Origin of the sequence: Humibacillus sp. DSM 29435, assembly GCF_001758225.1 — a bacterium.
In the GTDB taxonomy this organism is placed as follows: domain Bacteria; phylum Actinomycetota; class Actinomycetes; order Actinomycetales; family Dermatophilaceae; genus DSM-29435.
Genome location: NZ_MAST01000009.1, coordinates 20,081 through 31,678, shown reverse-complemented (window position 1 = coordinate 31,678; position 11,598 = coordinate 20,081). Strand labels below are relative to the sequence as shown.

At 70.5% G+C, this 11,598-nt stretch carries 10 protein-coding genes; 4 read left to right on the top strand and 6 right to left on the bottom strand.

The genetic code is table 11. The features are described from left to right. Positions 1-53: 53 nt before the first annotated feature. Both BA895_RS07300 and fdhD read right to left on the bottom strand, forming a co-directional pair. Entirely contained in the window at positions 54-401 is a 348-nt protein-coding gene (locus BA895_RS07300; protein ID WP_070191240.1) for a YciI family protein, read from the bottom strand. 60 nt (positions 402-461) lie between these two features. Continuing rightward, positions 462-1,307 (bottom strand): formate dehydrogenase accessory sulfurtransferase FdhD, encoded by an 846-nt coding sequence (fdhD, locus tag BA895_RS07295; protein WP_070191239.1) that lies wholly within the window; start codon positions 1,305-1,307, stop codon positions 462-464. A gap of 25 nt (positions 1,308-1,332) precedes the next feature. Here fdhD and BA895_RS07290 point away from each other — a divergent pair, with 25 nt between their 5' ends. Next, on the top strand, positions 1,333-2,022 hold the full coding sequence (locus tag BA895_RS07290) for a molybdenum cofactor guanylyltransferase (RefSeq protein WP_175442271.1): 690 nt from the start codon (positions 1,333-1,335) through the stop codon (positions 2,020-2,022). Between the two features lie 31 nt (positions 2,023-2,053). Here BA895_RS07290 and BA895_RS07285 read toward each other — a convergent pair whose 3' ends face one another. Beyond that, positions 2,054-2,743, bottom strand: coding sequence for a hypothetical protein (locus tag BA895_RS07285; protein ID WP_070191238.1), 690 nt, complete (start codon positions 2,741-2,743; stop codon positions 2,054-2,056). A gap of 323 nt (positions 2,744-3,066) precedes the next feature. Between BA895_RS07285 and BA895_RS07280 the strand changes: the two genes are divergently transcribed. After that, positions 3,067-5,007 (top strand): N-acetylmuramoyl-L-alanine amidase, encoded by a 1,941-nt coding sequence (locus tag BA895_RS07280; RefSeq protein ID WP_070191237.1) that lies wholly within the window; start codon positions 3,067-3,069, stop codon positions 5,005-5,007. Positions 5,008-5,078: 71 nt separating this feature from the next. On the opposite strand, the gene BA895_RS07275 is transcribed toward BA895_RS07280, so the two are convergent. Both BA895_RS07275 and BA895_RS07270 read right to left on the bottom strand, forming a co-directional pair. Further along, the gene (locus BA895_RS07275; protein ID WP_070191236.1) at positions 5,079-7,004 is read right to left on the bottom strand and encodes a penicillin-binding transpeptidase domain-containing protein; all 1,926 of its coding nucleotides are present in this window, start codon (positions 7,002-7,004) and stop codon (positions 5,079-5,081) included. Positions 7,005-7,509: 505 nt separating this feature from the next. Then, the gene (locus BA895_RS07270) at positions 7,510-8,157 is read right to left on the bottom strand and encodes an N-acetyltransferase (protein WP_217493851.1); all 648 of its coding nucleotides are present in this window, start codon (positions 8,155-8,157) and stop codon (positions 7,510-7,512) included. A gap of 114 nt (positions 8,158-8,271) precedes the next feature. Between BA895_RS07270 and BA895_RS07265 the strand changes: the two genes are divergently transcribed. Both BA895_RS07265 and BA895_RS07260 read left to right on the top strand, forming a co-directional pair. Then, positions 8,272-9,399: an App1 family protein gene (locus tag BA895_RS07265; protein WP_070191234.1), complete on the top strand. Its 1,128-nt coding sequence runs from the start codon at positions 8,272-8,274 to the stop codon at positions 9,397-9,399. A gap of 19 nt (positions 9,400-9,418) precedes the next feature. Further along, positions 9,419-10,279: an Fpg/Nei family DNA glycosylase gene (locus BA895_RS07260; protein ID WP_070191364.1), complete on the top strand. Its 861-nt coding sequence runs from the start codon at positions 9,419-9,421 to the stop codon at positions 10,277-10,279. Between the two features lie 109 nt (positions 10,280-10,388). Here BA895_RS07260 and glsA read toward each other — a convergent pair whose 3' ends face one another. Further along, on the bottom strand, positions 10,389-11,420 hold the full coding sequence (glsA, locus tag BA895_RS07255) for a glutaminase A (protein WP_256388435.1): 1,032 nt from the start codon (positions 11,418-11,420) through the stop codon (positions 10,389-10,391). Positions 11,421-11,598 lie beyond the last annotated feature (178 nt).

Sequence of the window (11,598 nt, the reverse complement as noted above, 5' to 3'; positions counted from 1 at the left end):
TGACTCCCAGCGTTCACGTTGCTGGTGGGTGGGTTTGTGAGGTTGCGGGTGGGTCAGCCGGGGGAGTTCGCGGCGTCGGCCACCCACGGTCCGAGCGGCGGGTTCCACTCACGCACCACCCGTCGCAGTACGAAGCCGGCCACCCAGTAGGGGTCGTGGTCGAAGGTGGCTGCGACGTCGGCCACCGAGCTGCCACTGACCACGATCAGGGCCCCGTTGGACGGCATCCCCTCAAGGGGTTGACCGGGTTCGCCATGGGTCGCCTCGTCGCGGCCGGGCTGGTACATGCCGGCCACCAGCAGCCCCGGCACTGACGACAGCCACTCCCGGTGCTCAGGCCGAATCTCCAGCATCTCGCTCGTGTCGTCGGGGTAGTCGTAGTGGATCGCGAACACAGCCATGGGTTTCTCCGGTCGGGTCGGGTCGGGGTCGAGCTGAGCGGTTCAGGCTGGGCAGGCACCTCAGGTGGTGACCCGGTGGTGGGCGGCATACACGTTCATCTGTTGATTGCGCACGAAGCCGACGAGGGTGAGTCCGGCATCCTCGGCGCTGTCGACCGCAAGGGATGAGGGGGCCGAAACCGCCGCCAGACAAGGGATTCCGGCCATGATGGCCTTCTGCGCGAGCTCGAACGAGGCGCGGCTTGAGACCATCAGCACGCAGCCGCGGGCGGGCAGCCGATCGTTCATCAGGGCCCAGCCGACCACCTTGTCGACCGCGTTGTGACGGCCCACATCCTCACGCACGACGAGCCGCTCGCCGTCGGCCGTGAACAGCCCGGCCGCGTGCAGGCCACCAGTCTGTTCGAAGGTGCGCTGCTCGGCCCGCAGGGCTGCGGGCATCACGGCGATGACCTTCGCGGCAAACTCACTGTCGTCCGTGCTCACGTCGTACGGGGTCTGAGCCCGGAGCTGTTCGATGCTGGCCTTGCCACAGACGCCGCACGATGAGGAGGTGAAGAACGACCGGGTGGCGCTGGCATCCGGAGCGGCCACGCCCGGCGCCAGGGTCACGTCGATGACGTTGTAGGTGTTCTCGTCGAACCCCGTGTCGCCTGCGGTCACCGCGCCGGCGCAGTAGCGCGCCATCTGCACGTCGTCGAGGGAGTGGATCAGCCCCTCGCTGAGTAGGAAGCCGTGAACCATCTCGATGTCATGACCCGGCGTTCGCATCGTGACCGTGAGGGGCACCCCGCCGACCCTCAGCTCAAGAGGCTCCTCGACCGACAGCGTGTCGGCCACCGTACTGACGCGCGGCGTCGCGAGATCGATCCTCGTGATCTTTCGTCTGACGGTGACGCGGCCCATGATCCCAGCGTGCCAGACTCGGCGCGTGCACCACGACCACCCCCGTTCGGCAGACGAGGCCGCTGTCGTCGTCATCGTGCTGACCGGTGGTGCCTCCAGACGGATGGGGCGTCACAAGCCGGCCCTCGAGGTGGCCGGGCGCGCCATGGTCGAGCGTGTCGTCGACGCGGCGCGACCGCGCCGCACGTTCGTGGTGGGCAGCGACCTCGGCGTGCCTGGCGACACCGTGACCATCGCCGACGATCACCCCGGGGGCGGGCCGGTGGCTGGGCTCGCTTCGGGGTTGCGCCACCTCGACGAGCTCACGTCGGAGGCTCACGGGGCTGCGCCGACCCCGCGGGGGCCCTCGCCGGATGCCGGGGGGCCGGGTTCGCGGGCCGATCTTGTGATCGTGCTGGCGGGCGACCTGCCCTTCGTCACGAGCGCGCATCTCGACCGGCTGGTGGCCGCACTGACCAGCGACAGCGCGTCGGTGGCGGTGACGGTCGACCGCGACGGGCAGCGCAACTGGCTGTGCGCGGTGTGGCGGCGCGGGGCACTGGCCGACCGCATCGCCGCCCTGGGTGACCCGACCGGTCAGAGCATGAGGCGGCTGGCCGACGGGACGAGCGTCGTGGAGGTCGACCACCGGGGTGAGGCCACCGACGTCGACACCCCCGACGAGCTGGCCCGGGCCAGACGACGCGCAGGCGAAGACACCGCTGGGGGCGCCTGAGGGTCACTGCCCCAAGGGCGCGAGCTGGGGCTCAGCGTCCGGCGACGGCGGCGGTGCTGGTGACGCACGGGGTCGACGGCTGGCTGAGCGTCACGTCGGAGACCAGGGTCGTCACCATCGTCAGGACACTCGCGAGCGACGGTTCACCGAGGTCGACCGAACGGCCGTGAGCGTCGATGACGGAGATGCGGATCTGCGAGGTGTCACTGCCTGCCGGCGTACCACCCGTGGTGTCAGTGCCGTTGGTGCCGTTGGTGCCGCCGATACCGTCAGTGCCGGCCGTGCTCCCCGACCCGTCGGCAGCCGGGTCGGGAACGGGGGTATCGGCGGCGTCGCCGAGGTGCAGGGTGCCCAGAGCCGCGATCAGGTCGCGCTGTCGTTGTCGGTCAAGGGTGCAGGTGCGGTCGTGCACCGATCGCGTCTCGACGTTCACCCGGCCGTCGGCGCGCAGGGTGATCGTGTCGTTGAACTCGGCGATGCCACCGGTGCGACTGATGGTCAGCGGGAACACCGGGCTGGGCGGGGCCGGCTGTGACCCGTCGCCGGGCGACTCGACGCTCTGGGGCCCGCCACCGTCGGCTCTGCCCGGGGCCGCGCTGGAGGCGAGACTGGGTGTTGATGCCGTGACGGCCGGGGTGCCGCCGAGGTTCGCCACAGAGCCGCACCCACTGATGGTGAGTGCGGCGATGGCCAGCCCTGATCCCAGGCCAAGACGCCCCATGCAGCCCAGTGTGCTTCAAAGCCGGGAGTAATGCACCTTCGTACGGGTCGGGTTGCGCAACGCTCTCATGAACTTTTCAGGTGGCGAGACCGGCCGAAGTCGTGAAAGGTCGAAGTTGAGTGGTTGGTGCTGTCGCGAAGAACGTGACGCGCAGACGGCATCTCGCAACAAAAGCGGCCACCACCAGTGCCCACAACAGGAAGGACATCGGCCTAGTGACACGAGACCAGGATCTTCACCCCTCATCCAGTGAGTCGCACCCCGTCACGACGGGAGGAGCACGACCCCGCCGCCTGCGACGGACGGTCGGCTCGGCTGCCGTCATGGCCACGCTCGCCGCCACGCTCGCCACCTCGTTCGTCAACGGGCCGGTCGCGACCGCGGCACCGACGAGCACGACGGGGCAGCCGGGGGCGGCCGACCGGGCGGCATCCGTCTCCTCGGACGCCGGCAGCCGCGAGCGTGCCTTCGCGGCGGCCTCCGCCGAGTTCGGGGTGCCCCAGGCGGTGCTGGAGGCGGTGTCGTACGCGCAGACCCGCTGGGACTTCCACCCCGGCCACAGCACCACCGGGGGCTACGGGCCGATGCACCTCGTCGACGCTGCCCTCGCCAGCCCGTCCGAAGCTCGAGGCCTGGGTGGCCCCGCCATGACGGCCGGCCAACCGATGCCGGCCGTCGACACCCTCGGCCGTGCGGCGGTGCTGCTGGGCGTGTCCAAGGATGCGCTGCGCACCGACGAGACGGCCAACATCCGCGGCGGTGCGGCCCTGCTCGCCGCCGACCAGCGCCGGCTCGGTCACCCGACCGGTGTCAAGACCGACCCCGGCGTCTGGTTCGCGGCTGTGGCCGCGGCATCCGGCACGATCGAGGCGGATGCCGCGGAGTCGTTCGCCGACGACGCCTTCTCGGTGCTGGCGACGGGGGCCGCGCGTCAGACCGTCGATGGCAAGAGCGTCTCGTTGCTGCCGACGCGGGCTGCGCCGCAGCGCTCGCAGATCACCGGGCTGAGGCTGGCCAAGAAGGCGAAGAACGGCCCGCTCGACTGCCCGAAGAGCCTCGACTGCGACTGGATCCCGGCCCCGTACGAGCAGACCGGCCCCGACCCCGGCGACTACGGCAACCACGACATCGCCAGGCGTCCTCGTGCGCCCAAGCTGACCAACATCGTCATCCACAACACCGAGGCGAGCTACGACACGACCCTCGGCCTGGTCACCGACCCGACCTACCTGGCGTGGAACTACACGCTCCGGTCGTCCGACGGTCACGTCGCCCAGCACCTCGCCCCCCAGGACATCGGCTGGCACGCCGGCAACTGGTACATCAACATGCACTCGATCGGGGTCGAGCACGAGGGCTACGCGGCCACCGGCGCCCTGTGGTTCAGCGAGCCGATGTACCGCTCGTCGGCGCGACTGGTGAAGTACCTCGCCAAGAAGTACGACATCCCGCTCGACCGGCAGCACATCTTCGGGCACGACCAGGTGCCCGGGGTGGCTCCGGCGAACGTGGCCGGCATGCACTGGGACCCGGGCCCCTACTGGAACTGGGAGCACTACTTCGACCTGTTGGGTGCGTCGCAGCGACACACGTCGAAGGCCGACAAGCGGGCCACCGACCTGGTGCGCATCCTGCCGCGCTATGACCGCAACAAGCCACTCGTGACCGGCTGCGAGACCGTCAGCTCGCCGTGTGCCTCGCTGGGAACGAACTTCGTCTACCTGCGCACCGATGCGAGTGCCACGGCGCCGCTCGTCAACGACGTCGGCATCAAGCCCGACGGGTCACCGGCCACCACCGGGGTCAGTGACATCGGGGCGCGCGCGCAGTCGGGCCTCGAGTTCGCCGTGGCCGAACGCCGCGGTGACTGGACCGCGATCTGGTTCAACGGCGTGAAGGCCTGGTTCTTCAACCCGCGCAGCGACCCGACTGCGCTGCCGGTGAAGGGCAGGTACGTCGTGCCGAAGGCCGGTCTCGAGTCGGTGCCGGTCTACGGTCGGGCCTACCCCGAGGCATCGGCCTACCCGGCCACCATCCCCGCGGAGGCGCTGGCCCCGTTGCAGTACACGTTCGCGCCGGGGCAGCGCTACGCCGTGGCCGACCTCACGGTGCCCACCGACTACTACCGCGCCAAGACGTTCTCGACCGCGACCCCGGGCGACCACGTCGACATCGTGGGCACCGACCGCTACTACCAGATCAGCCTCGGCCACCGTTTCGCGTTCGTGCGCGCTGCGGACGTCGACGTCGTGCGGGGTCGCTGACCCCCACGTCAGAACCGTCGAAAGGGCAGCTCGCGCATCGGTTCGGCGCGAGCTGCCCTTTCGAGGTCGAGCTACTTCGCGTCGTAGGCCTTGAGGAAGCTGATGATGAACGGCGCGGCCGCGGTTGTGCCGCTCTTGCCCTCCTCGTTGAAGGCGGCGATCGCGAGGTCGCCGCGGCCCGCCACCATCCAGGCGTGCGTCTTGGGCGGGTTCGTCGTGCCGAACTCGGCGGTGCCCGTCTTGGCGTACTGCACGCCCACCTGCGCCAGCACCTTGCCCGAGCCCTCCGTGACCACGGCGCGCATCTCCTGTTGCAGCACCGCCGCCTCGGCGGGCTTGAGCGGGGTGGCCGGAGCCGGGAGGGCGGCGGCCGACTCGACCAGCTTGGGTCGCACGGTCTCGCCCTTCATCACCGAGGCGACGACGAGCGCCATGGTCAACGGTGACGCCTCGACCCGGCCCTGCCCGATGAAGGATGCCGCGTGCTCGACGACATCGGTCGTGGCGGGGACCGATCCGAGAAAGCCGGTGAAGGGCAGGTCGAGCTTCTCACCCATGCCCAGCGACTGAGCGGCGGTCGTGAGCTCGGCCTGGCTGACCTTCTGGTACTGGCTGATGAAGGCGGTGTTGCACGAGAAGGCGAGGGCTGCCGTCAGTGGGATGTCGCCGAGCTTGTTGCTCGGGAAGTCGGTGTAGTTGGCGAACCGGCGCCCGTTCACGGTGATCGTGTTCGTGCACGGAAGCTTGGTGGTGGCGGTCGCCCCCTTGCGCACGAGCGCGAGCGAGCTGGCGATCTTGAACGTCGACCCCGGGGGGTTCTTCCCGGCCAGGGCCAGGGGGGAACCACCGGCTCCGGGACCGACTGCGGCAGCCAGCACCTCACCGGTCGAGACCTTGACCACGACCAGCGCGGTCGGCTGCTTCGTCTGCTGAGCGAGCGCCGCCTCGGCAGCGGTCTGCGCCTTCTGGTCGAGAGAGATCGTCAGGGGTTCGCCGTCCTTGGAGGCCTCGGCGAACAGCTCACGCTTGGCGAGGCTGCTGCCGTCTGCACCCTTCTTGACGGCCTGCACCGCGAGGCCCGGTGTGCCCCGTAGCTGCTTGTCGTACCGGTACTGCAGCCCGTTCTGGCCGACCTCGTCACCGGCCCGGAGCGCGCCGTTGGAGCTCGTGATCTGCTCGGCGGTCGCCTCTGAGACGGTGCCGAGAATCGGGCTGGCCCAGGTTCGGGTCGGGCCCAGCATCTGCAGCGAGGCCACGCGCAGCGCCCCGGTGACGGCATCGATGCGGGCGCGGTTCTCGGTCAGTGCCGGGTCGCCCTGGCGCAGGGTCAGCGCCGGGACGAACGCCTTGGCCCCCGCCGCGTTCACCTTGGCGGCGTAGGCGGCCGGGTCGATGTCGAGCACGGTGGCCAGCGCCTTGGCGGCTGCCGTGGCCGCGGCCCCCGAGACCTTGGTCTTGTCGATGCCGACGACCGACACCTCACGTTCGGTGACGATGGCCTTCCCGGTCGGGTCGACGATGTCGGCGCGCTGCGGCGAGGTGCGGGTGAGGTCGAGCGTCTCGTCGGCCGCGAGGTCGGGTGCGAGGATCCGCGGCGACCACGCCACCTGCCACGTGCCGTCGACCAGCGTCAGGGCGGCCTGGGTCTGGTAGGTCCAGTCGGTGGGCGAGGCCGACACGTCCCAGCGCGAGGTCAGGGTGGCGGTGGCCCGGTCGGAGCCGTCCTCGAGCTTGACCGAGGCCAGGGCGACCGAGGGTCTCACGGTGCCCATCCCCTTGAAGGCGGCTCCGACGAAGGCGTTGGCCTTGGCGGCGGTGCTTCCCTGCCAGGCGACCCCCGACACGTCACCCTTGGACAGGGCGCTGGCGAGGGCGCGAGCGGCATCCCCCGGGTCGGGTTTGCTGTCGAAGAGTGAGCAGCCCGACGCCACGGCCACCACGAGCGTGCTCGCGAGGGTGAGGCAGGTGGTGGTCTTGGCGCGTCGAGTCGGCGTCATGGCTACACGGTACGTCGTGCGACCCGGCGGTCCGTGCGGCCGCGGTGAGCCTAGCCGCCCTCGACCGCACCCTTGCGGATGTCGCCAGCGCCCGGTGTGCGCCGGGCTGGCGTCGGGCCGCGTCGGGGGGCGCGGATTCAGCCGTGGTCCGGTTCGTGCGGCAGGGATGCCGGCCGGCGGGGTGCAGATTGAGCCGTGGTCCGGTTCGTGCGGCGGGGATGCCGGCCGGGGCCGTGCGGATTGAGCCGTGGTCCGGTTCGTGCGGCGGGATGCCGGCCGGCGGGGTGCAGATTGAGCCGTGGTCCGATTCGTGCGGCGGGGATGCCCGCCGGGCCGTGCGGATTGAGCCGTGGTCCGGTTCGTGCGGCAGGGACGCCGGCCGGGCCGTGCGGATTCAGCCGTGGTCCGATTCGTGCGGCAGGGATGCCGGCCGGGGCCGTGCGGATTGAGCCGTGGTCCGATCCGGGTGGTTCGGCGGTCAGGATGCCGCTGAGAAAATGAAGGTTCAGCCGCGGGCCGGGCGCCAGAGCTGCACCGAGGCGACCGGCACGAAACCGCCGGCGAGCGAGGCTCGAAGCGCTCGGGCGTTGCCCGGCGCACACGCGGCGACGACCACCTCTCCCAGGGGAACGAGGGTCAGGGCGTCGCGCACCAGATCGGCGCCGGCGTGGTCGTGGTCAGGGTCGGTCTCGAGACCGATCTCGGGCAGCCCGCCCAACCCGAGGGAGAGGGTTACGAGCGTGTGGTCCCCGGCGGGGGCGTAGCCGAAGGTCTTCACCTCGCTGCGCACCGAGGTCGCGTGTTCGGCGCGGGGGTGGTTGCGCAGGTCGCTGCGCGGCACCAGCGCGGCCTCCCCGTCGGGCCCGGGCCCCAGGCCCGAGGCGACGAGCACGATGTCGAGGGCGTCGATCCAGCCGCTGCCGGCGAGACCGGCCACCAGGCGCGGGTTGCTCGCGCCACCAAAGCCGTTGGCGCCCAAGGCTTCGAGATCGTCGTCGGCCACGTCGTCGCCGATGGCCAGGAAGGCGTGCCCGGTGAGAGCCAGCACTCCTTCCACACCGTCGCGCCAGGGTGGCACCCGCTCGACCCCGCCGTCGACGTCGGGGAAGTCGCCGGACGCAGCGCGGGTCAGGATCTCAGCCAGAGGATGCACTGGCCCATCAAACCCCATGCAGACCGCGAGACCGGCCGCCCCGCGTTTCGACCCACCGTGGCTCGGCCCCATCGACAGGCTGCCCCGGTCGCGACGGTGAAGTAGGTTGGGCGCATGTCCCGACCGCACGCGGCCGCCCTGATCGAGGACGCCTTCAACGAGCAGGTGGAGCTCGTGCTGCGGGGCCGTGGGTGGGGCAACCGGGTGATCACCCACATCGGCTACGGCACGGCGAGCTTCGTTCGCGTGCACGCGCGGGTCGTGCTCGGTCGCCGTGGAGCAGCGGGCCCTCCGTCGCGGCAGGACGCCACAGGGGCTCTGGCTCCGTCGCACTCCGAGCGGGGGTGGCGGGTCTTCGTCACCGCGCCGGCAAGCGGCGTGCCGGTCACCGTGACCATCGGCGACCGCGAGGTCTACGGGCGGAGCGACCGGGGTGGCTACGTCGACCTCGTGGCCCACGATCACGGTCTCGAGCCGGGTTGGCAGCAGGTGGTGGTGCACGCGCAGGGCACCGACCCCGTGCCGGCCGATGTGTTCATCGTCGCCGACGGCGTCACGTTCGGCATCGTCAGCGACATCGACGACACGGTCATCACGACCTCGCTGCCGAGGCCGCTGATCGCGGCCTGGAACACGTTCGTGCGTCGCGGCAACTCCCGCCGGCCGGTTGCCGGCATGGCCCCGATGTACCGGCGGCTGCTGTCGGCCCACCCCGGGGCGCCCACGGTCTACGTCTCGACCGGCGCCTGGAACACCACCCCGACCCTGATCAGCTTCCTCGTCGACGCCGGGTACCCGCTGGGCCCGCTCGAGCTCACCGACTGGGGCGCGACCAACACGGGCTGGTTCCGCAGTGGTGCGGCCCACAAGCGGCAGTGCCTCGACCGGCTCGCTCGCGACTTTCCCGGCATCCGGTGGCTGCTCGTGGGTGACGACGGCCAACACGACCCGCAGATCTATGCCGACTTCGCCGAGGCGCGACCCGACCGGGTGGATGCCGTGTGCATCCGTCAGCTCACCCCGACGGAGCAGGTGCTCTCGCACCCCATGGGCCGTCTCGAGGCCCCGGTTCGCCCGTCTGCCTACCGCGCGGTGCCCACCTTCACGGCGCCCGACGGGCACGCCCTGCTGCGTCTTCTCGAGATCTCGGGCCGGGTCGGTGACCCGGTGGCCGCGCACGAGCAGCCGTCTCGCCCAGGTGTCGGTCGAGAGTCTGGCGTCGTTCCACCCTCGGCCGAGTGAGAACTGGGAGGCTGTCGTCATGCCCGAGCTGCCCGAAGTGCAGGCGTTGGTCGACTTTCTGTCTGCGCGAACCGAGGGGCTCGCCGTGGTCGCGGTCGAGCTGGCCTCGTTCAACGTGCTCAAGACCTTCAACCCGCCGCCACAGTCGCTGGAGGGATCGCCGATCGACGGCGTGAGCCGACACGGCAAGTTCCTCGACATCGACGTCGATGGCACCCATCTGGTCTTCCACCTGGCCCGCGCCGGCTGGCTGCGTTGGTCTGACCAGCTGCCCTCGACCGTCGTTCGGCCGGGCAAGTCGCCGATCGCCGTACGGGTCAGGCTTTCCGATGGTTCGGGCTTCGACCTCACCGAGGCCGGCACGAAGAAGTCACTGGCGGCCTACATCGTGCTCGACCCCGCCGACGTGCCCGGGGTGGCCCGCCTCGGTCCCGACCCGTTGGCCGACGCGTTCACCCGCGAGGTGTTCGGCTCGCTGCTCGAGGGGCGCCGCACTCAGATCAAGGGCCTGCTGCGCGACCAGGAGGTCATCGCCGGGGTCGGCAACGCCTACTCCGACGAGATCCTGCACGTCGCCAAGATCTCACCGTTCGCTATCGCCGGCTCGCTGGCACCCGACGTCGTCGACCGCCTGTACGCCGCGCTGCGCGACACGCTCTCGACCGCCGTGGCCACGGCCTCGGGCAAACCGGCGAAGGAGCTGAAGGACGCCAAGCGGGCGGGCATGCGGGTGCACGCTCGTACCGGGCAGGCCTGCCCGGAGTGCGGAGACGTCGTGCGCGAGGTGTCGTTCGCCGACACCTCGCTGCAGTACTGCGCGACCTGCCAGACGGGTGGCAAACCGCTCGCCGACCGCCGCATGTCGCGACTGCTGAAGTAGCCACCACCTAGGCCTGACGAGACGCGCGACCGACCTTACGACGGGGTCAAATGGTCGTGGCGCGGCGGGCGGTGGCGTACGAAAGTGGCCACTCGACTGGGGTGGACCACTACGCGTCGGTGGTGGGCGCGGAACCGAAGAGGTTCAGGCCGAGCGCGCCGGAGAGGTAGTGAGCGACTCGTTGGCCGCGCACGCTGTTGCCGGCGGCATCCAACCGTGGCGAGAAGGTGCCCAGCCCGCCCTTGCCCGGAGAGACCGTGACGATTCCACCGGACACCCCGCTCTTGCCCGGCATGCCGATCTCGTAGAGCCAGTCACCGCTGCGCTCGTAGAGCCCTGATGCCGCGAGCACGGCCAAGGTGTCGCGGCACGCCCTCGGGCTCACCACCTGCTCACCGGTGAGAGGGTTCACGCCACCGTCCGCCAACGTCGCCCCCATCACTGCGAGATCAGTGGCGCTGACCAGCAGCGAGCACTGCCGGGTGTAGACGTCGGTGGTCTCCGCAGGGTCGCCGTTCAAGCGGCCGTAGCTGTCGAGCATCCACGCCATCGCCTGGTTGCGCTGGTTGTTGGCGCTCTCGGAGGAGTAGACCCCGTCGTCGATCTCGAGTGGCCGCCCGGCGAAGCGGGAGAGCCCGTCGCGGATGAACTGCCAGCGCGCGTCGACGCTCTGGCCGGGCACGAGGCTCGTGGCCACCAACGCCCCTGCGTTCACCATGGGGTTGCTCGGGCTGCCGGCGTTCAGCTCGATGGCGAGCATCGAGTTGAAGGGCAACCCGGTGTTGTTGACGCCCACGCGCTGACGCACCGTCTCGTGGCCCAGCGCCTCGTCGACGAGCGCGAACACGAAAGCCTTGGAGATCGACTGGATCGAGAACAGGGCCGCGGCGTCACCCACGGTGTGCACCGCCCCGCCGGCTGCGACCACCGCGATCCCGAACAGGTCGGGATCGACCCCGGCGAGTGCAGGGATGTAGTTGGCGATGACGCCGGAGTCGTCGGTGCGGTAGCGCTCGAAGCCCCGCTCCAGCGCTGCCATCACAATCTCTGGCGAGGGCAGGCGACCGGTCGATACCGCAGCACCGGCCTGCTCGTCGGGTACCGTGTCGCGCCGGTCGTGCAGCGGGGGCGGAGAGCTCACGTAACACCTCTGACTCTGAGTGCTTCGAACGAGGGGTCCGAGCCATAGCCACGGTATCGGCGGAAAGGACCTACCGCGTCGGATGCCGTTGCGCTGGGGAGCTACTCAGGAAGGTCAGCGGACACGACTGAGAAAACGCAGCGTGTCGAGCTGGTTCGACCCGCGGCACAACCCGCTT